The 20,842-nt window shown below is 70.8% G+C and carries 22 protein-coding genes; 15 read left to right on the plus strand and 7 right to left on the minus strand.

Annotation, left to right across the window (positions count from 1 at the left end; genetic code table 11):
* Positions 1-143: 143 nt before the first annotated feature.
* From ACF1DX_RS04970 to ACF1DX_RS05000, 7 genes are all read left to right on the plus strand, one after another.
* Positions 144-833, plus strand: coding sequence for a spermidine synthase (locus tag ACF1DX_RS04970; protein WP_391789850.1), 690 nt, complete (start codon positions 144-146; stop codon positions 831-833).
* A 124-nt stretch (positions 834-957) separates the two neighbouring features.
* On the plus strand, positions 958-1,698 hold the full coding sequence (locus ACF1DX_RS04975; protein ID WP_030834147.1) for a response regulator transcription factor: 741 nt from the start codon (positions 958-960) through the stop codon (positions 1,696-1,698).
* The gene (locus ACF1DX_RS04980; RefSeq protein ID WP_391789851.1) at positions 1,695-2,807 is read left to right on the plus strand and encodes an ATP-binding protein; all 1,113 of its coding nucleotides are present in this window, start codon (positions 1,695-1,697) and stop codon (positions 2,805-2,807) included. The genes ACF1DX_RS04975 and ACF1DX_RS04980 overlap by 4 nt, the downstream gene beginning before the upstream one ends.
* A 291-nt stretch (positions 2,808-3,098) precedes the next feature.
* Positions 3,099-6,896 (plus strand): multifunctional oxoglutarate decarboxylase/oxoglutarate dehydrogenase thiamine pyrophosphate-binding subunit/dihydrolipoyllysine-residue succinyltransferase subunit, encoded by a 3,798-nt coding sequence (locus tag ACF1DX_RS04985; protein WP_391789852.1) that lies wholly within the window; start codon positions 3,099-3,101, stop codon positions 6,894-6,896.
* A gap of 88 nt (positions 6,897-6,984) precedes the next feature.
* Entirely contained in the window at positions 6,985-7,164 is a 180-nt protein-coding gene (locus tag ACF1DX_RS04990) for a DUF6104 family protein (protein ID WP_023586593.1), read from the plus strand.
* A 496-nt stretch (positions 7,165-7,660) separates the two neighbouring features.
* A complete protein-coding gene (locus ACF1DX_RS04995) occupies positions 7,661-8,533 on the plus strand; it encodes a DUF4097 domain-containing protein (protein WP_391789853.1) in 873 nt (290 codons plus the stop codon).
* A 1-nt stretch (position 8,534) separates the two neighbouring features.
* Positions 8,535-9,572, plus strand: coding sequence for a helix-turn-helix transcriptional regulator (locus ACF1DX_RS05000; RefSeq protein ID WP_391789854.1), 1,038 nt, complete (start codon positions 8,535-8,537; stop codon positions 9,570-9,572).
* A 266-nt stretch (positions 9,573-9,838) separates the two neighbouring features.
* Here the strand turns inward: ACF1DX_RS05000 and ACF1DX_RS05005 are convergent, their stop codons facing one another.
* The 4 genes from ACF1DX_RS05005 to ACF1DX_RS05020 all read right to left on the minus strand — a co-directional run bounded on the left by ACF1DX_RS05005 (position 9,839) and on the right by ACF1DX_RS05020 (position 13,091).
* A complete protein-coding gene (locus ACF1DX_RS05005; protein ID WP_391789855.1) occupies positions 9,839-10,402 on the minus strand; it encodes a Clp protease N-terminal domain-containing protein in 564 nt (187 codons plus the stop codon).
* On the minus strand, positions 10,402-10,611 hold the full coding sequence (locus ACF1DX_RS05010; RefSeq protein WP_030219802.1) for an HTH domain-containing protein: 210 nt from the start codon (positions 10,609-10,611) through the stop codon (positions 10,402-10,404). The genes ACF1DX_RS05005 and ACF1DX_RS05010 overlap by 1 nt, the downstream gene beginning before the upstream one ends.
* 100 nt (positions 10,612-10,711) lie before the next feature.
* Positions 10,712-11,677 carry a zinc-binding dehydrogenase gene (locus tag ACF1DX_RS05015; RefSeq protein WP_391789856.1) on the minus strand — a complete coding sequence of 322 codons (966 nt, stop codon included), beginning with the start codon at positions 11,675-11,677 and terminating at the stop codon, positions 10,712-10,714.
* Positions 11,678-11,852: 175 nt separating this feature from the next.
* Positions 11,853-13,091 carry an NADP-dependent malic enzyme gene (locus ACF1DX_RS05020; protein ID WP_391789857.1) on the minus strand — a complete coding sequence of 413 codons (1,239 nt, stop codon included), beginning with the start codon at positions 13,089-13,091 and terminating at the stop codon, positions 11,853-11,855.
* Between the two features lie 582 nt (positions 13,092-13,673).
* Between ACF1DX_RS05020 and ACF1DX_RS05025 the strand changes: the two genes are divergently transcribed.
* From ACF1DX_RS05025 to ACF1DX_RS05035, 3 genes are read left to right on the plus strand one after another with little or no spacing between them, the layout of a single operon-like run.
* Entirely contained in the window at positions 13,674-14,630 is a 957-nt protein-coding gene (locus ACF1DX_RS05025) for an ABC transporter substrate-binding protein (protein WP_391789858.1), read from the plus strand.
* Positions 14,631-14,662: 32 nt separating this feature from the next.
* Entirely contained in the window at positions 14,663-15,598 is a 936-nt protein-coding gene (locus ACF1DX_RS05030; RefSeq protein ID WP_391789859.1) for an amino acid ABC transporter permease, read from the plus strand.
* Positions 15,599-15,651: 53 nt separating this feature from the next.
* Positions 15,652-16,404, plus strand: coding sequence for an amino acid ABC transporter ATP-binding protein (locus ACF1DX_RS05035; protein WP_391790447.1), 753 nt, complete (start codon positions 15,652-15,654; stop codon positions 16,402-16,404).
* A gap of 57 nt (positions 16,405-16,461) precedes the next feature.
* On the opposite strand, the gene ACF1DX_RS05040 is transcribed toward ACF1DX_RS05035, so the two are convergent.
* Entirely contained in the window at positions 16,462-17,232 is a 771-nt protein-coding gene (locus ACF1DX_RS05040) for a class I SAM-dependent methyltransferase (RefSeq protein WP_391789860.1), read from the minus strand.
* Positions 17,233-17,332: 100 nt separating this feature from the next.
* Between ACF1DX_RS05040 and ACF1DX_RS05045 the strand changes: the two genes are divergently transcribed.
* Positions 17,333-17,983, plus strand: coding sequence for a CGNR zinc finger domain-containing protein (locus tag ACF1DX_RS05045; protein ID WP_391789861.1), 651 nt, complete (start codon positions 17,333-17,335; stop codon positions 17,981-17,983).
* Here ACF1DX_RS05045 and sodX read toward each other — a convergent pair.
* Positions 17,866-18,300, minus strand: coding sequence for a nickel-type superoxide dismutase maturation protease (gene sodX / locus ACF1DX_RS05050; RefSeq protein WP_391790448.1), 435 nt, complete (start codon positions 18,298-18,300; stop codon positions 17,866-17,868). The two genes, ACF1DX_RS05045 and sodX, sit on opposite strands and share 118 nt — an antisense overlap.
* A gap of 146 nt (positions 18,301-18,446) precedes the next feature.
* Between sodX and sodN the strand changes: the two genes are divergently transcribed.
* The 4 genes from sodN (at position 18,447) to ACF1DX_RS05070 (ending at position 20,614) form a co-directional block, all read left to right on the plus strand.
* Positions 18,447-18,842, plus strand: coding sequence for a superoxide dismutase, Ni (gene sodN, locus ACF1DX_RS05055; protein ID WP_004983535.1), 396 nt, complete (start codon positions 18,447-18,449; stop codon positions 18,840-18,842).
* Positions 18,843-18,977: 135 nt separating this feature from the next.
* Positions 18,978-19,400 carry a helix-turn-helix transcriptional regulator gene (locus ACF1DX_RS05060; RefSeq protein WP_391789862.1) on the plus strand — a complete coding sequence of 141 codons (423 nt, stop codon included), beginning with the start codon at positions 18,978-18,980 and terminating at the stop codon, positions 19,398-19,400.
* A 9-nt stretch (positions 19,401-19,409) separates the two neighbouring features.
* Positions 19,410-19,841: a VOC family protein gene (locus tag ACF1DX_RS05065; RefSeq protein ID WP_391789863.1), complete on the plus strand. Its 432-nt coding sequence runs from the start codon at positions 19,410-19,412 to the stop codon at positions 19,839-19,841.
* A 29-nt stretch (positions 19,842-19,870) separates the two neighbouring features.
* On the plus strand, positions 19,871-20,614 hold the full coding sequence (locus ACF1DX_RS05070; RefSeq protein ID WP_391789864.1) for a VOC family protein: 744 nt from the start codon (positions 19,871-19,873) through the stop codon (positions 20,612-20,614).
* Here ACF1DX_RS05070 and ACF1DX_RS05075 read toward each other — a convergent pair.
* Positions 20,611-20,838, minus strand: a complete 228-nt coding sequence (locus ACF1DX_RS05075) for a hypothetical protein (protein ID WP_391789865.1) — start codon at positions 20,836-20,838, stop codon at positions 20,611-20,613. The two genes, ACF1DX_RS05070 and ACF1DX_RS05075, sit on opposite strands and share 4 nt — an antisense overlap.
* Between the last annotated feature and the right edge of the window lie 4 nt (positions 20,839-20,842).

A 20,842-nucleotide genomic window follows, 5' to 3' on the forward strand; every position in this document is an offset into this window, starting at 1 on the left:
CCTTCGGCAGTCAAGTTGAGCTATGCCGACTCAATGCATGTGAGCCGCCGAATGTTCCCAAGAGGCCGTTCGCTCTGAGCGATCACCGCCTGCGGGTGCCGAAGCCGTGAACGCCGGGAAAACGAAGCTGCCAGGATGAACGCATGTCCACCCCGTACGACATTCCCGATGCCCCCGAAGTCCTGGACCGCCGCGAGGGCCCGTACGGCGAGGTCGTGCTGCGCAGGCACGGTGACCTGCTGCAGATCATCGCCAACGGCTGCTTCCTGATGGACACCTCCGACGGCCGTTCGGAGCGGCGGCTCGTCGACGCCGCCCTGGCCGCCCTCGACGCGCGCGTGACGGAGCCGCACGTCCTGATCGGCGGCCTCGGGGTGGGCTTCTCGCTCGCACACGCCGCCGGGCAGCCCCGGTGGGGACGGATCGCCGTGGTGGAGCGCGAGCCGGCGATCGTCGAGTGGCACCGCGCGGGACCGCTGTCCGGGCTCTCCGCGCGGGCCCTCGCCGATCCGCGCACGGAGATCGTCGACGCGGACCTCGTCCGTTATCTCGATGAGACATCGGACACGTTCGACGCGCTCTGTCTCGACATCGACAACGGGCCCGACTGGACCGTCACCGAGGACAACGAAGGGCTCTATTCGGCAGCCGGACTGGCCGCCTGCGCAAGGGTGTTGAGGCCGGGCGGGGTACTCGCCGTGTGGTCGGCGAAGCCGTCTCCGGAATTCGAGGGAACCTTGCGGAATGCCGGGTTCCAGCAGGTGCGTACCGAAGAGATCCCCGTTGCCCGGGGCGTTCCGGACGTCGTGCACCTCGGCGTCCGCCCTGGATAGCAAAGCCGCGGTGAATCCCCGTACGCTGCTGCCCTGACGCGGTCATTCAAGCGTCAATAGCAGTGATGCGCAGACGACGGATCACCCCACGGATTCCGGAAAAAGCACACCTCAGGGGCGGGCGATGGAGCAGACACAGACCTCCCACAACGGCACGGCCACGGCCACCCCCGGCGCCCAGCGCCGGGTCCTGGTGGTCGAGGACGACGCGACGATCGTGGACGCCATCGCGACGCGCCTGCGCGCCGAGGGATTCCTGGTGCAAACGGCGGGCGACGGTCCGTCCGCGGTGGACACGGCGGAGGCCTGGCAGCCCGACCTGCTGATCCTCGACATCATGCTGCCCGGCTTCGACGGCCTGGAGGTCTGCCGGCGCGTGCAGGCCCAGCGGCCGGTGCCGGTGCTGATGCTCACCGCGCGGGACGACGAGACCGACATGCTGGTCGGGCTGGGCGTCGGCGCCGACGACTACATGACGAAGCCCTTCTCCATGCGGGAGCTGGCGGCCCGCGTGCACGTCCTGCTGCGCCGCATGGAGCGGGCCGCCCTCGCGGCGACGACCCCGCGCAGCGGCATCCTGCGCCTGGGCGAACTGGAGATCGACCACGCGCAGCGCAGGGTGCGGGTGCGCAGCGAGGACGTCCATCTGACGCCCACCGAGTTCGACCTCCTGGTGTGCCTGGCGAACACCCCCCGCGCGGTGCTCTCCCGTGAGCAGCTGCTGGCCGAGGTGTGGGACTGGGCGGACGCCTCCGGCACCCGCACGGTCGACAGCCACATCAAGGCGCTGCGCCGGAAGATCGGCGCCGAGCGCATCCGCACCGTGCACGGCGTGGGCTACGCCCTGGAGACGCCGACGCCATGAACGGCGGTCCGGCCGGACGCAGAGGCCCCGGGGCGCGGCAGCCCTGGGGCGGTGTACGCCCGTTCTCGATCAAGACCAAGCTGGGTGCGCTGGTCGTCGTCTCGGTCCTGATCACCACGGGCCTTTCGGTGATCGCCGTGCACACCAAGACGGAGCTGCGCTTCATCACGATCTTCTCGATGATCGCGACGCTGCTCATCACGCAGTTCGTGGCGCACTCGCTCACCGCGCCACTGGACGACATGAACGCCGTGGCCCGTTCCATCTCGCACGGCGACTACACCCGCCGGGTGCGCGAGAACCGCTGGGACGAGCTCGGCGACCTGGCCCGGACGATCAACGTCATGGCCGACGAGCTGGAGGCCCAGGACCGCCAGCGCAAGGAGCTGATCGCCAACGTCTCGCACGAGCTGCGCACGCCCATCGCGGGCCTGCGCGCGGTGCTGGAGAACATCGTCGACGGCATCACCCGGGCCGACCCCGAGACGATGCGCACGGCCCTGAAGCAGACCGAGCGGCTGGGCCGCCTCGTGGAGACGTTCCTCGACCTGTCCCGCCTGGACAACGGCGTGGTGCCGCTGAAGAAGCGGCGGTTCGAGGTGTGGCCGTACCTGTCCGGAGTGCTGAAGGAGGCCAACATGGTCTCCACGGCCCGCGCGGGCATGGCCTCCGGATCGGGCAGCCACACCCGTACGGACGTCCATCTGCACCTCGACGTGTCGCCGCTGGAGCTCGTCGCGTACGCCGACCCCGAGCGCATCCACCAGGTCGTCGCCAACCTCATCGACAACGCGGTCAAGCACAGCCCGCCGCACGGCCGGGTGACGGTCCGGGCGCGGCCCGGGGACCAGCCGGGGTCGCTGGAGCTGGAGGTGCTGGACGAGGGGCCCGGCATTCCGCGGGCCGAGTGGCACCGCGTCTTCGAGCGGTTCAACCGGGGCAGCGTCAACCGGCCGCACGGTCCGGGCAGCGACGGAGGCACCGGTCTCGGCCTGGCGATCGCCCGCTGGGCCGTCGATCTGCACGGCGGCCGGATCGGAGTGGCCGAATCCGAGCGGGGCTGCCGCATTCTCATCACTCTTCCGGGAGCGTCATCCGTACCGGGTTGACGTAAAGTTCGAAGCGGAGCCGCAAGATCCACCGGTGTTCGCCCTGACGGACACGTGTGATCAGGCAGAGGCCCGCGCGAACTGCGCGCCGGGGCCCGTCCGAGCGATCCCTGAAGCGGCCCGGAGACGCGGAACCAGGGTTGTTTCCCGCCATTTCCCGCGCCGAAACACCCGCCGTGATGTGACTTACACGACGATGGACGGGCCCGGCCTGACCTTCTCGCTCCGGGGGGCGTAGCCTTTATTTCCGCTGTCCATCATCTTGCGAAGCGGAAGAGGGCGGTTGACGCCGTGTCGCCACAGTCCCCCAGTAACTCGAGCATCTCGACCGACACCGACCAAGCGGGCAAGAACCCCGCTGCGGCCTTCGGTGCCAACGAATGGCTCGTCGACGAGATCTACCAGCAGTACCTCCAGGACCCGAACTCGGTGGACCGAGCCTGGTGGGACTTCTTCGCCGACTACAAGCCGGGCGCGCCTGCGACCTCGGCTCCGGCGGGTACCGCGGCCGCGGGGGCCGCGGTAACCACCACCCCGGCCCAGCCGGCCGCTCCGGCCCAGCCCGCCGCGCCCGCTCAGCCGGCCGCGCGGCCCGCCGCCGCGCCCGCCGCTCAGCCGGCCGCCAAGGCGCCCGCCGCCCCGGCTCCGGCTCCCGCTCCGGCGAAGGCCGCCGCGCCCGCCGCCGCGAAGCCGAAGGCGGAGCCCGCCACCGAGGTGAAGACCGGCCCCGAGCAGGTCGTCCTGCGCGGCCCGTCCGCCGCCGTGGCGAAGAACATGGACGCCTCCCTGGAGCTGCCCACGGCCACGTCCGTGCGCGCGGTCCCGGTGAAGCTGCTGTTCGACAACCGCATCGTCATCAACAACCACCTCAAGCGGGCCCGGGGCGGGAAGATCTCCTTCACGCACCTCATCGGCTACGCGATGGTGCAGGCCATCAAGGCCATGCCGGCGATGAACCACTCGTTCGCGCGGGTGGACGGCAAGCCGACCCTGGTGAAGCCGGAGCACGTCAACCTCGGTCTGGCCATCGACCTGGTGAAGCCCAACGGCGACCGCCAGCTGGTCGTCGCGGCCATCAAGAAGGCCGAGACGCTGAACTTCTTCGAGTTCTGGCAGGCCTACGAGGACATCGTCCGTCGCGCCCGCGACAACAAGCTGACGATGGACGACTTCACCGGCGTCACGGTCTCCCTGACCAACCCCGGCGGCCTCGGCACCGTCCACTCCGTGCCGCGCCTGATGCCCGGCCAGTCGGTGATCATGGGCGTCGGCTCCATGGACTACCCGGCGGAGTTCCAGGGCACCTCCCAGGACACCCTGAACAAGCTCGGCATCTCCAAGGTCATGACGCTCACGTCGACCTACGACCACCGGGTGATCCAGGGCGCCGCCTCCGGCGAGTTCCTGCGCGCGGTCGCCAACCTCCTGCTCGGCGAGAACGGCTTCTACGACGAGATCTTCGAGGCGCTGCGCATCCCCTACGAGCCGGTCCGCTGGCTCAAGGACATCGACGCCTCCCACGACGACGACGTCACCAAGGCCGCCCGCGTCTTCGAGCTGATCCACTCCTACCGGGTCCGCGGCCACGTCATGGCCGACACCGACCCGCTGGAGTACCGCCAGCGCAAGCACCCGGACCTGGACATCGTCGAGCACGGCCTCACCCTGTGGGACCTGGAGCGCGAGTTCGCCGTCGGCGGCTTCGCCGGCAAGTCCCTGATGAAGCTGCGCGACATCCTCGGCGTGCTGCGCGACTCGTACTGCCGCACCACCGGCGTCGAGTTCATGCACATCCAGGACCCCAAGCAGCGCAAGTGGATCCAGGACCGCATCGAGCGCTCGCACACCAAGCCGGAGCGCGAGGAGCAGCTGCGCATCCTGCGCCGGCTGAACGCGGCGGAGGCCTTCGAGACCTTCCTGCAGACGAAGTACGTCGGCCAGAAGCGCTTCTCCCTGGAGGGCGGCGAGTCCGTCATCCCGCTGCTCGACGCGGTGCTGGACTCGGCCGCCGAGTCCCGCCTGGACGAGGTCGTCATCGGCATGGCCCACCGCGGCCGGCTGAACGTGCTGGCGAACATCGTCGGCAAGTCGTACGCGCAGATCTTCCGCGAGTTCGAGGGCAACCTCGACCCGAAGTCGATGCACGGCTCCGGCGACGTGAAGTACCACCTGGGCGCCGAGGGCACCTTCACCGGCCTGGACGGCGAGCAGATCAAGGTCTCCCTGGTCGCCAACCCCTCGCACCTGGAGGCGGTGGACCCGGTCCTGGAGGGCGTCTCCCGCGCCAAGCAGGACATCATCGGCAAGGGCGGCACGGACTTCACCGTCCTGCCGGTGGCGATCCACGGCGACGCGGCCTTCGCGGGCCAGGGCGTGGTGGCCGAGACCCTGAACATGTCGCAGCTGCGCGGCTACCGCACCGGCGGCACGGTCCACGTCGTCATCAACAACCAGGTCGGCTTCACCGCCGCCCCGGAGTCGTCGCGCTCGTCGATGTACGCGACGGACGTGGCCCGCATGATCGAGGCCCCGATCTTCCACGTGAACGGCGACGACCCGGAGGCCGTGGTCCGCGTCGCGCGGCTGGCCTTCGAGTTCCGTCAGGCGTTCAACAAGGACGTGGTGATCGACCTCATCTGCTACCGCCGCCGCGGTCACAACGAGTCGGACAACCCGGCCTTCACCCAGCCGCTGATGTACGACCTGATCGACAAGAAGCGCTCGGTGCGCAAGCTGTACACCGAGTCCCTCATCGGTCGCGGCGACATCACCCTGGAAGAGGCCGAGCAGGCACTGCAGGACTACCAAGGCCAGCTGGAGAAGGTCTTCACGGAGGTCCGCGAGGCCACCTCGCAGCCGGCCTCGGTCGAGTCCTCGGAGCCGCAGGCGGAGTTCCCGGTCGCCGTGAACACCGCGGTGACCACGGAGGTCGTCAAGCGGATCGCCGAGTCCCAGGTGAACATCCCCGACCACATCACCGTCCACCCGCGTCTGCTGCCGCAGCTGCAGCGCCGCGCGGCGATGGTCGAGGACGGCACCATCGACTGGGGCATGGGCGAGACCCTCGCCTTCGGCTCGCTGCTTCTCGAAGGCGTCCCGGTGCGGCTCGCCGGCCAGGACTCCCAGCGCGGCACCTTCGGCCAGCGCCACGCGGTCATCATCGACCGCAGCACGGGTGACGAGTACACGCCGCTGCAGTACCTCTCCGAGGACCAGGCGCGGCTGAACGTCTACAACTCCCTGCTGTCCGAGTACGCGGCGATGGGCTTCGAGTACGGCTACTCGCTGGCCCGCCCCGACGCGCTCGTGCTGTGGGAGGCGCAGTTCGGCGACTTCGTCAACGGCGCGCAGACGGTCGTGGACGAGTTCATCTCCTCGGCCGAGCAGAAGTGGAACCAGACCTCCGGTGTGGTCCTGCTCCTCCCGCACGGCTACGAGGGCCAGGGCCCGGACCACTCCTCGGCCCGCCCGGAGCGGTTCCTGCAGCTCTGCGCCCAGAACAACATGACGGTCGCGATGCCGACCTCGCCGTCGAACTACTTCCACCTCCTGCGGTGGCAGGTGCACAACCCGCACCACAAGCCGCTGGTCGTCTTCACCCCGAAGTCGATGCTGCGCCTGAAGGCCGCGGCCTCGAAGGCGGAGGAGTTCACCACGGGCCAGTTCCGCCCGGTCATCGGCGACGCCTCGGTCGACCCGGCCGCGGTCAAGAAGGTCGTCTTCACCGCCGGCAAGGTCTACTACGACCTGGAGGCCGAGCGGCAGAAGCGCGGCGCCACGGACACGGCGATCATCCGCATCGAGCGCCTGTACCCGCTGCCGGGCGCGGAACTCCAGGCGGAGATCAAGAAGTACCCGAACGCCGAGAAGTACCTGTGGGCCCAGGAGGAGCCGGCGAACCAGGGTGCCTGGCCGTTCATCGCGCTCAACCTGATCGACCACCTCGACCTGGCGGTCGGCGCCGACCTCCCGCACGCCGAGCGTCTGCGCCGCATCTCGCGGCCGCACGGCTCGTCCCCGGCGGTCGGCTCCGCGAAGCGCCACCAGGCCGAGCAGGAGCAGCTGGTGCGCGAGGTCTTCGAGGCGTAACCGGCGGCAGGCAGAGCAGTACGCGCGGGCCGCATCCCCTCACAGGGGGGTGCGGCCCGCCCGTTTTCCCGCACATATCCTTGACCTCATGTACTTCACGGACCGTGGCATCGAGGAACTGGAGAAGCGGCGCGGGGAGGAGGAGGTCACCTTCGAGTGGCTGGCCGAGCAGCTCCGCACCTTCGTCGACCTCAACCCCGACTTCGAGGTCCCGGTGGAACGCCTGGCCACCTGGCTGGCCCGCCTGGACGACGAGGACGAGGAGTAGAACCCGCGCGGCTGCCCACGGGCAGCCGCGCACCGCGTTCCCACGAACAACCGCACCGCTCCCGCCACCTCCGCGGGCAGCCGCGCCGCATGCCTCGTCAGCCGCGGGCAGTCGTGCCTCCCCCAGTGCCTTGAGGGCCTGGGAGGTACCCCCAGGGCGGCACGGGTGGGCGGTGGGGGTACCTCCCGCTCGAGCGCAGCCGAGAGTGGGGGAGGCACCCCGCGAGCGCCGGGCCGCGCAACCCCACCCCCGGCCCGCCCCCACGCCGGGGCACCCGTAACGCGCGCCGGGGCCACGCACCCCCGGCCCACACCAGGTACGGGGCACCCCGCAATGCGCACCGTGCACCGCGCACCAGCGCGCCACCAAACCGACCGTTCACCAGAACGAGTGCCTTGACTTTCCCCTGCCGCGATATATCGTGAATCACGTAAGACGCGATATGCCGCGTCGCCATCGAGCGCCGAGCGCCATGCGCCGAGCAGGAGGCCCCACCATGCCCGAGTGGTCCGTCGCGCAACCCACGAAGCTCACCTTCGACACCCCCGTCACCGACCTGCACGTCCGCATCGTCAACGGCACGGTGAACATCGTCGGCACCGACGACCCCACCGCCCACCTCCAGGTCTCCGAGATCGAGGGCCCACCCCTGGTGGTCACCCAGCAGGACGGCACCCTCACGGTCGCCTACGACGACCTCCCCTGGAAGGGCTTCCTCAAGTGGCTGGACCGCAAGGGCTGGCGCCGCAGCGCGGTGGTCTCCCTCGCCGTCCCGGCCCGCACCCGGATCGAGGTGGGCGTGGTCGGCGCCGGTGCCGTGGTCTCCGGCATCCAGGGCCCCGTCTCGGTGAAGGGCGTCGTCGGCGACACCACCCTGGTCGCCCTCGCCGGCCCGGTCCGCGCGGAGACCGTCTCGGGGAGCGTGGAGGCCCAGTCCGTCACCGGCGACCTCCGCTTCGCCTCCGTCTCCGGCGACCTCACCGTCGTCGAGGGCTCCGGCCCCTCCGTGCGGGCGGACACGGTCAGCGGATCCATGATCGTGGACCTCGACCCCGACGGCCCCACCGACGTCCGGCTGTCCAGCGTCTCGGGCGAGATAGCCATCCGCCTGCCGGACCCCGCGGACGCGGACGTCGAGGCGAACACGGCGAGCGGCGCCATCTCCAACGCCTTCGACGACCTCCGGGTCCAGGGCATGTGGGGCGCCCACAAACTCACCGGCCGCCTGGGCACCGGCAGCGGCAAGCTGCGCGCCACCACCGTCTCCGGCTCCATCGCCCTGCTGCGCCGCCCGGCCGGGGAGCACGAGCCCGAACCGCCGGCCGCCTCGGGAGACAATGCCGGTACGACCGACAAGAAGGTGCTCTGACATGCCCCCCGTCTTCGCCCACGGACGCCTCCGCCTCTACCTGCTGAAGCTGCTGGACGAGGCCCCGCGCCACGGCTACGAGGTGATCCGCCTCCTCGAAGAGCGCTTCCAGGGGCTGTACGCGCCGTCGGCGGGCACGGTCTACCCGCGCCTGGCCAAGCTGGAGGCGGAGGGTCTGGTCACCCACACCACCGAGGGCGGCCGCAAGGTGTACTCCATCACCGACGCCGGCCGCGCCGAACTGGCCGACCGCAGCGGCGAGCTGGCCGATCTGGAGCTGGAGATCCGGGAGTCGGTCGCCGAGCTGGCCGCCGAGATCCGCGCCGACGTCAGCGGCGCGGCGGGCGATCTGCGCCGCGAGATGCGGGCCGCGGCCGGCAAGGCCCGCCAGAGCCGTACGGGCGGGGCGTCCGCCGGGGAGGAAGGCGCTTTCGGCGACTTCGGGGTCTTCGGCGACAAGGACGCCTGGCAGGCGGCCAAGGAGGAGATGCGCCGCGCCAAGCAGGAGTGGAAGGAACAGGCCCGCCGCGCCAAGGACGAGAGCCGCCGCTCCCGGGAGGAGGCCCAGCGCGCCCGCCGCCAGGCCAAGGAGGCCCAGGACAGGGCGCAGGAGGAGGTGCAGCGCATCATGCGCCAGGTCCAGGAACAGGTGCAGGGCCACTTCGCGCGGGGCGACTGGCCGACGGGGCTGCGCGAGGGCCTGGGTGAACTGGCCAAGGAGATGAGCGGGTTCGGCAAGGACTTCGCCTTCGGCCGCACCGGCACGGGAGCCTTCGACAAGACCTCGGAGCCGTCGTACTCGGAGACGCCCGAGGACTTCCCCGCCGGCTACACCCCGGCCTGGGCGCACGAGGACACCTCGGACTCCACCGGCGACCCGGCCCGCGACCTGGACCGCCTGCTGGACCGCTTCCGGGACGACATCCGCGACGCGGCCCGCGACCACGGGGTCACCCCGGACCAGCTCCGCGACGCCCGCCGCCACCTGTCCACGGCAGCGGCCCACATCGGGGGGATCCTGCGCACGCCGAAGCGGTAGGCCTCCTGTCCCGGCCGGACACGACCAGTCCCGCACCGGCCCACCCGGACCGGGCCGGCACCCGGGCTCCGGCACACCCCGGTCCGGCGGAACACCCCGGACCCGGCAAGACCCGGCCGTGGCCGCAGGACCGGTGCACCCACCCGGGCCTGGCCGAAGCCCTCCGGCCTCGCCCACCGGGACGATCCCGGCCCGACGGGGATGCACCAGGCCCGCCCGGATCGGGCCAGGCCCGGGTCCGGGTCCGGGCCGGCCCTGCGCCGACGTCAGCCCGCCTTGGCCTCGCCACCCCCGTGGAGGACCCGGGTCACGGACTCGTACGTCACGCCGTGGTCGGCGAGGACCTCGGCGGGGACGCCGGGGCGGGTGGTGAGGGCGAGCAGAAGGTGCTCGTCGCCGATACGGCGGTCGCGCAGGGCGGTGGCGGCGCGCAGGGCGCCCGTGAGGACGTCCTTGGCCGCGCGGTCGAAGGGCCGGTGTCCCGGCCTGCGGCCCCCGGCCTTCCGGTCGCCGGACATCGCCCCGGCCCCGTGCACCTCCTCCACCCGGGCCACGATCTCCGGCACGTCGATGCCGAGCCCGGCAAGGGCGTCGGTCTCGGCCTGCGTCAGCCCGGCCCGCCGCCGGGCCTCCCCCAGCGCCGCCCGCACCGACTCCCGCCGCTCAGCGGCGCCGAGGGCGGCCAGCACGAACGAGGCCCGGCTCCCTTCCCGGTCGAGCAGGGCCAGCAGCAGATGCTCGGCACCGACCCGCTCGGCCCCCGCCTCCTCCGCGTGCCCGACCGCCCCCTTCACCACATCACGGGCGTCCTTCGTGAACCGCTCGAACATCAATGCCTCCCGTACTTCTTGTGCACGGCCTGCCTGCTGACCCCGAGTTCGGTGGCGATCTCCTGCCACGACCAGCCCTGGTGGCGCGCGTTGCGCACCTGCACGGTCTCCAGTTGCTCCAGCAGCCGGCGCAGGGCGGCGACGGCCCGCAGGCCGACCCGTGGGTCGCGATCACCCGCCCGCTCGGCGAGGTCGGTTGCCTCAGTCATGATGTCAACGTACGTTGACACCCCCTCGCCGTCAACCCCGGTTGACATACCGACGGCCGGCCCGGAGACCCGGACCGGCCGTCGAGGCGAGCCTCGCCCCTCAGGGGTTCGTGAGCACGATCTTGCCGAACTGCCCGCCGGACTCCATCCGTTCGAAGCCCTCCCGCGCCCGGTCCATGGGCAGCACCTCGTCGATGACGGGACGCACCCCCGTGGCGGCGCAGAAGGAGAGCAGGTCCTCCAGCTCGTCCTTGGTGCCCATGGTCGACCCGACGACCTTCAGCTCCAGGAAGAAGATCCGGGTCAGCTCGGCGTGCGAGGGCCGGTCACCACTGGTGGCACCGGAGATGACCAGCGTGCCGCCGGGCCGCAGCGACTTCACCGAGTGGGACCAGGTGGCCGCCCCCACGGTCTCGATCACCGCGTCGACCCGCTGCGGCAGCCGCGCCCCCGTCTCCACCGCCTCCACGGCCCCGAGTTCCAGCGCCCGCTTCCGCTTGGCCTCGTCCCGGCTGGTGGCGAAGACCCGCAGCCCCGCGGCCCTGCCGAGCACGATCGCGGCGGTGGCGACACCACCCCCGGCCCCCTGCACCAGTACGGAATCCCCGGGCCGCACCCCGGCGTTGGTGAACAGCATCCGGTACGCGGTCAGCCAGGCGGTCGGCAGACAGGCGGCCTCCTCGAAGGAGAGCTCCTTCGGCTTGGGCAGGACGTTCCAGGTGGGCACGGCGACCCGCTCGGCGAACGTGCCCTGGTAGCGCTCGGTCAGGATGGACCGGGGCTCACGGGGACCCACCCCGTGGCCGCTCTGTCCGATCACCGAGTGCAGGACGACCTCGTTGCCGTCCTCGTCGACGCCGGCGGCGTCGCAGCCGAGGATCATCGGCAGCTTGTCCTCCGCGAGGCCCACGCCCCGCAGGGACCAGAGGTCATGATGGTTGAGGGAGGCGGCCTTGACCGTGACGGTGCTCCAGCCGGGCCGGGACTCGGGAGCGGGGCGCTCTCCCGTCTCCAGACCCGCGAGCGGCTGGTCGCGGTCGATTCGGGCGGCGTAGACGGCGAACATGACCTTGACGATAGGTTCCCGGCCCCGCCGAAGGAACCAGGCCCCGCTGTGAGACACGCCCTCTTGCCACCCGGCGGGATCCGCCACCCGGGCGGCCCAAGCCCCCGGCGCGAGAATCGGCACAGCGCATCGGCCCCGCCCACCCGGGACGGGGCCGACCGGTGATCCGCGCGCCTCAGCGGCGGGCGACACCCTCCGCACGGGCGGCCGCGGCCACCGCCGCCGTCACCGCGGGGGCGACCCGCTCGTCGAACGGGGACGGGATGACGTAGTCGGCGGCGAGATCGTCGCCGACCACCGCGGCCAGCGCCTCGGCCGCCGCCAGCTTCATCCCCTCGGTGATCCGGGAGGCCCGCACCTGGAGCGCACCGGCGAAGATGCCGGGGAACGCCAGCACGTTGTTGATCTGGTTCGGGAAGTCCGACCGCCCGGTGGCCACGACCGCCGCGTACTTGTGCGCGACCTCCGGGTGCACCTCCGGGTCGGGGTTGGCCATGGCGAAGACGAACGCGCCCTCGGCCATCGACGCCACCGCCGCCTCCGGCACCGTGCCGCCGGAGACACCGATGAAGACGTCGGCGCCGGCCAGCGCCGACTCCAGCGATCCGGAGAGGCCGGCCTTGTTGGTGAACGACGCCAGCTCCGCCTTGACCGGCGTGAGGTCCTCGCGGTCCCGCGACACGACGCCCTTGCGGTCGGCCACGGCGACATCGCCGATACCGGCCTCGATCAGCATCTTGGCGATCGCGACACCCGCCGCGCCCGCGCCCGAGATCACGGCCCGCAGCTCACCGAGCGTCCGTCCGCTCAGCCGCGCCGCGTTCCGCAGCGCCGCCAGCGACACGACCGCCGTGCCGTGCTGGTCGTCGTGGAAGACCGGGATGTCCAGCCGCTCCTGCAGCCGCTTCTCGATCTCGAAGCAGCGGGGCGCGGAGATGTCCTCCAGGTTCACCCCTCCGAAGGACGGGGCGAGCCGGACCACGGTCTCGACGATCTCGTCCACGTCGGTGCAGTCCAGGGCGATCGGGACCGCGTCCACGCCGCCGAACTGCTTGAAGAGGATGGCCTTGCCCTCCATCACCGGGAGGGAGGCCTCGGGCCCGATGTCACCGAGTCCCAGCACGGCCGTGCCGTCCGTCACGACGGCGACGACCTGCGACTTCCACGTGTAGTCGTGGACGAGGTCCGGCTGCTCGGCGATCGCGCTGCACACCTTCGCGACGCCGGGCGTGTACGCCAGGGACAGATCGTCCTTGTCACGGATCGGCACGGTGGCCTGCACGGCCATCTTGCCGCCGCGGTGCAGCGCGAACGCCGGGTCGAAGGAGTCGAGGGGCTCGGCCCCGTCGCCCTGCTCCGTACGACCGTTCCGGTGTTCGCTGTCGCTGCGAGGATTGACAATCTCCGCTGCCACTTGGTTTTACCCCTTAAATGTTCACGGTTTGAGGGTTGCCACTCCTGGTGAGGGGTGGGCGGGACCGCGCACGGCCCGGAGGGTTGATGCGTACGGGCCGAACACGACGGGCGCGCCGCACACGCGCCCTGAGCCCCGGATGAGGGGTGTAAAGAACCTTCTTACCGGACGGACGCCGTCGGCGACGAGTCCATAACGCGAAGGTCACATGCCGCCGCTCTGAATTGTCGCTTCATATCAGGACAAGGTCGGGACGGTCTACGAGCAAGCCCACAATCACGACAAAAACCACGGCCGACGCGTCCGCATCCTGGAATGGACCGCAGATCTTCCGGCCGGAACGACTGATTCCCGCAGACTGTCCGGTCGGATGTCCCGGAGTGATGCGGTTCGGGTGTCACCCGTTATCCGATTTTGACATCGCGGGCCCCCTGAATGGCTCAGACCGAATGGCAAGATGCCGTAATCGCACGAGGTCGCGACACTCGAAGACGTGTGTTCTTGTCGACCTGCGGCGCTGCCGATACCCGTCGGCAGGGCCCGCCCATCGGCATCTCCACCCATCCGCCGGAGGAACCCACCATGACCGCAAGCACCACCCGTCGTACCACCGCCGCGCGTTCCCGTCTTGCAGCGGCCGGCGCGATCGCGGTCGCAGGCGCACTGCTTCTCACCGGCTGCGGTGACCAGACGGACGAGGGCAACGACGCCGGCACCTCCGAGACGTCCGCCGCTCCCCTCGCCGACAAGCTCCCGGACGACATCCGCAAGGCGGGCGTCATCAAGGTGGGCTCGGACATCGCGTACGCCCCGGTCGAGTTCAAGGACGGTTCCGGCAAGACCGTCGGCATCGATCCCGACCTCGCGGACGCCATGGGCAAGCAGCTCGGCGTGAAGTTCGAGTTCGAGAACGGCACCTTCGACACGCTGATCACCGGCCTGCGCTCCGACCGGTACGACATCGCCATGTCCGCGATGACCGACACCAAGGACCGCCAGGAGGGCGTCGACGCCGAGACCGGCAAGAAGGTCGGCGAGGGCGTCGACTTCGTCGACTACTTCACCGCGGGTGTCTCGATCTACACCAAGAAGGGCGACGACCAGGGCATCAAGACCTGGTCCGACCTGTGCGGCAAGAAGATCGTGCTCCAGCGCGGCACGGTCTCGGAGGACCTCGCCAAGGCCGAGGCGGAGAAGTGCCCCACGGGCGAGAAGCTCACCATCGAGCCCTACGACAACGACCAGCAGGCCCAGACCCGCCTGCGCGCGGGCGGTGCCGACGCCGGTTCCTCCGACTTCCCGGTCGCCGCGTACGCCGTGAAGACCTCGGGCGGCGGCAACGACTTCCAGCTCGTCGGCGAGCAGGTCGAGGCCGCCCCGTACGGCATCGCGGTCGCCAAGGAGGACACGCAGCTGCGGGACGCCCTCAAGGCCGCGCTGGACGAGATCATCAAGAACGGCGAGTACCAGAAGGTCCTGGACAAGTGGGGCGTCGCGGAAGGCGCCGTGAAGGAAGCCACCATCAACGGCGGCAAGTGACCGCGGCCGAGCGGCGCTGAAAGGCAACACCCGTGACTGACATCGACAAGACGACAGGCCCGGCCGGCACACCCCCGGCCGGTCCGGAGGCCATCAGGGCCATCCCGGTCCGGCACTACGGGCGGTACGTCTCCGCCGTCGTCGCCCTCGTCCTGCTCGGCGGGATCGTCTACGCGTTCTCCCAGGGCAGGATCAACTGGGACGCGATCCCCGAGTACTTCCTCGACGACCGCGTCCTCGACGGCGTCGTCAAGACGCTGCTGATCACCGTGCTGTCCATGGCGATCGGTATCTTCGGCGGCATCCTGCTGGCCGTGATGCGCCTGTCGAAGAACCCGGTGACCTCGACGATCGCGTGGTTCTACATCTGGTTCTTCCGCGGCACCCCGGTCCTGGTGCAGCTGGTGGTCTGGTTCAACCTGGGCCTGGTCTTCGAGTACATCAACCTGGGGCCGGTCTACAAGGACGAGTGGTCGCAGTTCATGACCCCGCTCCTGACGGTGCTGCTGGGTCTCGGCCTCAACGAGGCCGCGTACATGGCGGAGATCTGCCGGGCCGGTCTGCTCTCGGTCGACGAGGGCCAGACCGAGGCGTCGCACGCGCTGGGCATGAGCCACGCGAAGACGCTGCGCCGGATCGTCATCCCGCAGGCGATGCGCGTGATCGTGCCGCCGACGGGCAACGAGGTCATCAACATGCTGAAGACGACCTCGCTGGTCTCGGTCGTCCAGTACTCCGAACTGTTCCGGGTCGCACAGGACATCGGCCAGAGCTCCGGTGCCCCGGCCGAGATGCTGTTCCTCGCCGCGGCCTGGTACCTGCTGCTGACCTCGGTCTTCAGCGTCGGCCAGTACTACCTGGAGCGCTACTACGCCAAGGGCTCCACGCGCCAGCTGCCGCCGACGCCGTGGCAGAAGGTCAGGGCGAACATGCTCTCCCTCGGCCGCCCGAAGGGAGGCATGGCATGAGCGAGCAGAAGCTCGGCAGGACGGACACGCCCGCGAAGGGGTCCGCCGTCCCCATGGTCAAGGCGGAGGGCGTGCACAAGTCCTTCGGCCACGTCGAGGTCCTCAAGGGCATCGACCTGGAGGTGAAAACCGGCGAGGTGTTCTGCCTCATCGGCCCCTCCGGCTCCGGCAAGTCCACCTTCCTCAGGTGTATCAACCACCTCGAGAAGATCAACGCCGGACGTCTGTACGTCGACGGGGAGCTGGTCGGCTACCGCCAGAAGGGCGACAAGCTGTACGAGCTCAAGGACAGCGAGGTCGCCCTCAAGCGCCGGGACATCGGCATGGTCTTCCAGCGCTTCAACCTGTTCCCGCACATGACGGCCGTCGAGAACGTCATGGAGGCGCCGGTCCAGGTCAAGGGCGCGAGCAAGGCGCAGGCCAGGGAGCGCGCGATGGGGCTCCTGGAGCGCGTGGGCCTCGGCGACAAGGCCCGGAACTACCCCGCGCAGCTCTCCGGCGGCCAGCAGCAGCGGGTGGCGATCGCGCGGGCGCTCGCCATGGACCCCAAGCTGATGCTCTTCGACGAGCCGACCTCGGCGCTCGACCCGGAGCTGGTCGGTGACGTCCTCGACGTCATGCGCGACCTCGCCGAGTCCGGCATGACGATGGTCGTCGTCACCCACGAGATGGGCTTCGCCCGCGAGGTGGGCGACAGCCTGGTCTTCATGGACGGCGGTGTGGTGGTCGAGTCGGGCAACCCGCGCGACGTCCTGACCGACCCGCAGCACGAGCGCACGAAGGCGTTCCTGTCCAAGGTGCTCTGAGCACACACGCGAAGGGGCGGTACGGACTTCCGTACCGCCCCTTCGCGTTCCCTCCGGCTACTTCAACGCCAGCAGCAGGGTGTCCGACGGCGAGCACCACACCGGCCGCGCCTCCCCGAACCCCTTCTCGCGCAGCACGCGCGCGTGCCAGGCGGCCGACGGCGTGTCACCGTCGGCGTGCTCGCCGTAGATCTCGAAGCGGCGGGCCGTCGGTCCGGCGAGGACCGGGTCCTGGGCGGCGAGCTGCCACCACTGGGCCCAGTCGAGGGCACCGTCCCGCTTGGCCTGGTCCATGCGCGCGTGGCGCAGCGCCCGCTCGGCCGCGTTGATCCGGGGCGTGGTGTCGTCGATCATGTGGTCCGCGTTCATGAAGACACCGCCGTCGCGGACGAGCCCCGCGATGTGTCCGTAGAGATCCGCGAGGGGTTCCCGGTGCAGCCAGTGGAGGGCGGTCGCGGTCAGTACGGCGTCGTAGGAGTCGTGGGGCAGCTTCGCCGGCCACGCGGGGTCCTTGAGGTCGGCCGTCACGAAGGAGACCCGCTCGTCCCCCTGGAAGGTGCCCTCCGCGATGGCGAGCAGCGCCGGGTCCAGGTCGACGCCGGTGCTGGTGGCGTCCGGGAACCGGTCGAGCAGCCGGGCGGTGATGCTGCCCGTGCCGCAGGCGAGGTCGAGCACGCGCGGCGCGGTGCCGACGAGGGCCTCCACCATGTCGAGCATGACCCGGAAGCGTTCCTCGCGGTCCGGCATGTACCACTCCTGCTGCCGGTCCCAGCTCTCCTGCCAGGCCCGCCAGTCGGCGGCGGCCGTGGTGGTGTCCGCGTCCGTCATCGAGCGCCTCCTTCACGTACGTCCCGTAATACCCTGGGTGCACGATCGTCTATTACCCGACCGCACGCACGACCATAGAGCCCCTGCGTAAGGACTACAAGTGGAACTGGCCTATTACTCGGATTACGCCGTACGTCTCGTCAACACCGAGGAACCGGCCCGGGGGAAGGACACGCTGACCTCCGTCGAGGCCGTCCGCGATCTGTTCGGCGGGAACCAGTCGGCCGCCCGGCGCGCCACCGACGCCGATGTGACGCGGTTCCGCTCGGTCCGGGCCAGGCTCCGCTCGGTCTTCGAGGCGGCGGACGGCGGCGACGAGACCCTCGCCGTCGACCTGCTGAACTCCCTGCTGCTGGAGTTCCCGGTCAGCCCGCAGATCTCCGGCCACGACTTCCGCGACGACGACGGCCGCCCGCTGTGGCACATGCACCTGGCCGACCACCCGTCCAACGCCACCGCCGGCTACGCCGCCATCGCCGCGATGGGCCTGGCCTTCCACCTCACCGAGTACGGCGTGGACCGCCTCGGCCTGTGCGAGGCGTCGCCCTGCCGCAACGCCTACCTGGACACCTCCACCAACCGCTCCCGCCGCTACTGCTCCGACCGCTGCGCCACCCGCGCCAACGTGGCCGCCTACCGCGCCCGCAAACGCCTGGAGGCCGACCGGCCGGAGCGCACGGGCCGCGCCGACGACAGCGCCCAGCCCACCACGGCCAGCGGCGAACGCTGCTCGGAGCCGCGCGGCCGGTAACGGAACCGGACCCGGCCGAGCACCAGCTCGTCGGGCACCACCCCGTAGTCGGTGCTGTCGCCGCCCGCGAACGCGTTGTCCCCGAGCACCCACCAGCCGCCGTCGCGCCGCTCGGCGGCCCGCTTGACGACGAGCAGGTCCTGCTGGAACGGATGCCGCAGCACGATCACGTCCCCGCGTTTGACCCGGGCGCCGTAGTGCACCAGGAGCCGGTCCCCGTGGTGCAGCGTGGGCACCATGGACGGCCCGGTCACCTCGGCCACCCCGAAGGGCAGCGGCGCCCTCGCCCGCTCGGCGTCCTGCGACAGCTCCGGCATCTCCCGGCACCTCCCCGGTTCGTCCTCCACCAGTCTCAGTCTCACCCCGGACTTTTGTCCTAAGCCCGCGGGGGCACCCGCGAAAAGCCGTCCGCCACGGAGTAATGTCCAGTGTGAGAAGACGATCACGAGGAAGGAAACGCTCCATGCTTTCCCGCCTGTTTGCCCCCAAGGTCAAGGTCAGCGCCCACTGCGACCTGCCCTGCGGCGTGTACGACCCGGCCCAGGCCCGCATCGAGGCGGAGTCGGTGAAGGCCGTCCAGGAGAAGATGGCCGGCAACGACGACCCGCACTTCCAGGCCCGCGCCACGGTCATCAAGGAGCAGCGCGCCGAGCTGGCGAAGCACCACGTCTCCGTGCTGTGGAGCGACTACTTCAAGCCCCCGCACTTCGAGAAGTACCCGGAGCTGCACCAGCTGGTCAACGACACCCTGAAGGCCCTCTCGGCCGCCAAGGCGTCGACGGACCCGGCCACCGGCCAGAAGGCGCTGGACTACATCGCCCAGATCGACAAGATCTTCTGGGAGACCAAGAAGGCCTGACCCGCGCGACGGCCGGCGATCGGTGCACCATCGCGGGTCCGCGGACATTCCGGGGGGTCCCGTGCCGCTTCCGTGCGGCCGGGGCCCTTCGGCGTATGCGGGACGGCTGTCTGCGGGCCGTGGGATGCTGGGCGGATGGAGCTGGATGATCTGGTGCGGCTGCGGCGGGCACGGGACCGGATGGACCGGGAGTACGCCGAGCCGCTCGACGTCGCGGAGCTGGCGCGGACCGCGCTGATGTCGGCCGGGCACTTCCAGCGCAGTTTCCGCGAGGCGTACGGGCAGACGCCGTACGCCTATCTCATGACCCGGCGCATCGAGCGGGCCAAGGCGCTGCTGCGGCGGGGCGATCTCACGGTGACGGAGGTGTGCCTGGCGGTCGGCTGCACCTCGCTCGGGTCGTTCAGCTCGCGGTTCACCGAGCTGGTCGGGGAGACGCCGAGCGCGTACCGGTCCCGGTCGCACGAGGAGAGCGCGGTCATTCCGCCGTGCGTGGCGCGGATGTACACCCGGCCGCTCCGGGGCCGGGCGAGGGTCGGTCCGAGCGAAACCTCTTAGCGTGGGTCCATGGACACAGGAAACGATGTACGGCTCGCCCAGTGCTTCATCGCCGTCGACGACCACGACAAGGCGCTGGCCTTCTACCGTGACGTGCTGGGGCTCGAGGTCCGCAACGACGTGGGGTTCGAGGGGATGCGCTGGGTGACGGTGGCCTCGCCGGAGCAGCCGGACGTGGAGATCGTGCTGGAGCCGCCCGCCGCGAACCCGGACGCCTCCCCCGCCGACAAGCAGGCGATGGCCGAGCTGCTGGCCAAGGGCATGCTGCGCGGGGTCAACTTCACCACCACCGACTGCGACGCCCTCTTCGAGCGCGTCCGCGCCGCCGGTGTGGACGTGCTCCAGGAGCCGGTGGACCAGCCGTACGGGGTGCGTGACTGCGCGTTCCGCGACCCGGCGGGGAACATGCTGCGGTTCATGGAACGGCCCAGAACCAGGTAGGGGCGCAGCGCTCGCTCTACGATCGGGCGATGAGCATCCGCTGGACGTACGCCTTCATCGACCGCCCCGCCCCCCAGGCCGGTCCGGCCGCCGAGTTCTGGACGGCGGTCACGGGCACCCGGCTGTCCGAAGTCCGCGGGGACGACGGGGAGTTCGTGACCCTGCTGGCGGACGGCGCCGACGCCTGCGTCAAGCTTCAGGGGGTCACCTCGGGCGGGGGCGGCGTCCATCTCGACTTCTCCGTGGACGACGTGCCGGAGTTCGTGGCGCACGCGTCGCGGCTGGGCGCGGAGACGGTCGGCGAGCACGAGGGGTGGGCCGTACTGCGGTCGCCCGCGGGGCAGTTGTTCTGCGCGGTGCCCTGGCGCGGGGAGTCGGTGCGGCCGCCCGTCGTGCACGGCAGCCGGCTGGACCAGGTGTGCCTCGACCTCCCGCCGTCCGCCTACGACGCGGAAGTCGCCTTCTGGAGCGGGCTGCTGCCCGGCTGGGACTCGGCGCCCGGCTCGCTCCCGGAGTTCCACGTGGTCGGGCCGCCGGCCGGGCTGCCCGTGCGCATCCTGCTCCAGCGGCTGGAGGAGGAACGGCCGGCCTCCGCCCATCCGGACCTCGCCTGCGCCGACATCGGGGCGGCCCGGGCGCTCCACGAGGAGCTGGGGGCGGTGTGCGTGGCCGTGTTCGGCAACTGGACGGTGATGCGGCACCCGGCGGGCGGTACGTACTGCCTGACCGGCCGTGATCCGGAGACGGGCGGGCTGGCCCGCCGGTCGGGCTAGTCGGTGCTGACGAGGCAGACGGTGACCACCGAGCCGTCCTCGACGCCGGGCGGCGGCTCGGGAAGCGGGCACTCCGGGAGGTGGGGGGTCGCGCTCGGGTCCGTCCTTTCCCAGCTGACCGGGGGCGGCGGTTCGGTCTCGTCCCGCAGCCACAGGGTCAGTCCGCCTCCGACGATCACGACGGCAGTCCAGATGCCCACGCCCCATCGCCACACCGCACCCATGCCG

It is taken from the genome of Streptomyces sp. NPDC014676 (genome assembly GCF_043084105.1).
Classification (GTDB): domain Bacteria; phylum Actinomycetota; class Actinomycetes; order Streptomycetales; family Streptomycetaceae; genus Streptomyces.

What these genes read in the sequence shown, in the direction of transcription:
- ACF1DX_RS05070 (WP_391789864.1), top strand. Translation starts at nt 19,871, where the DNA reads ATGAGCATCCGCTGGACGTACGCCTTCATCGACCGCCCCGCCCCCCAG.
- ACF1DX_RS05065 (WP_391789863.1), top strand. Translation starts at nt 19,410, where the DNA reads ATGGACACAGGAAACGATGTACGGCTCGCCCAGTGCTTCATCGCCGTC.
- ACF1DX_RS05000 (WP_391789854.1), top strand. Translation starts at nt 8,535, where the DNA reads ATGCCCCCCGTCTTCGCCCACGGACGCCTCCGCCTCTACCTGCTGAAG.
- ACF1DX_RS05035 (WP_391790447.1), top strand. Translation starts at nt 15,652, where the DNA reads ATGGTCAAGGCGGAGGGCGTGCACAAGTCCTTCGGCCACGTCGAGGTC.
- ACF1DX_RS04980 (WP_391789851.1), top strand. Translation starts at nt 1,695, where the DNA reads ATGAACGGCGGTCCGGCCGGACGCAGAGGCCCCGGGGCGCGGCAGCCC.
- ACF1DX_RS05015 (WP_391789856.1), bottom strand. Translation starts at nt 11,677, where the DNA reads ATGTTCGCCGTCTACGCCGCCCGAATCGACCGCGACCAGCCGCTCGCG.
- ACF1DX_RS05060 (WP_391789862.1), top strand. Translation starts at nt 18,978, where the DNA reads ATGGAGCTGGATGATCTGGTGCGGCTGCGGCGGGCACGGGACCGGATG.
- sodX (WP_391790448.1), bottom strand. Translation starts at nt 18,300, where the DNA reads ATGCCGGAGCTGTCGCAGGACGCCGAGCGGGCGAGGGCGCCGCTGCCC.
- ACF1DX_RS05025 (WP_391789858.1), top strand. Translation starts at nt 13,674, where the DNA reads ATGACCGCAAGCACCACCCGTCGTACCACCGCCGCGCGTTCCCGTCTT.
- ACF1DX_RS05005 (WP_391789855.1), bottom strand. Translation starts at nt 10,402, where the DNA reads ATGTTCGAGCGGTTCACGAAGGACGCCCGTGATGTGGTGAAGGGGGCG.
- ACF1DX_RS04995 (WP_391789853.1), top strand. Translation starts at nt 7,661, where the DNA reads ATGCCCGAGTGGTCCGTCGCGCAACCCACGAAGCTCACCTTCGACACC.
- sodN (WP_004983535.1), top strand. Translation starts at nt 18,447, where the DNA reads ATGCTTTCCCGCCTGTTTGCCCCCAAGGTCAAGGTCAGCGCCCACTGC.
- ACF1DX_RS05010 (WP_030219802.1), bottom strand. Translation starts at nt 10,611, where the DNA reads ATGACTGAGGCAACCGACCTCGCCGAGCGGGCGGGTGATCGCGACCCA.
- ACF1DX_RS05075 (WP_391789865.1), bottom strand. Translation starts at nt 20,838, where the DNA reads ATGGGTGCGGTGTGGCGATGGGGCGTGGGCATCTGGACTGCCGTCGTG.
- ACF1DX_RS04970 (WP_391789850.1), top strand. Translation starts at nt 144, where the DNA reads ATGTCCACCCCGTACGACATTCCCGATGCCCCCGAAGTCCTGGACCGC.
- ACF1DX_RS05040 (WP_391789860.1), bottom strand. Translation starts at nt 17,232, where the DNA reads ATGACGGACGCGGACACCACCACGGCCGCCGCCGACTGGCGGGCCTGG.
- ACF1DX_RS04975 (WP_030834147.1), top strand. Translation starts at nt 958, where the DNA reads ATGGAGCAGACACAGACCTCCCACAACGGCACGGCCACGGCCACCCCC.
- ACF1DX_RS04990 (WP_023586593.1), top strand. Translation starts at nt 6,985, where the DNA reads ATGTACTTCACGGACCGTGGCATCGAGGAACTGGAGAAGCGGCGCGGG.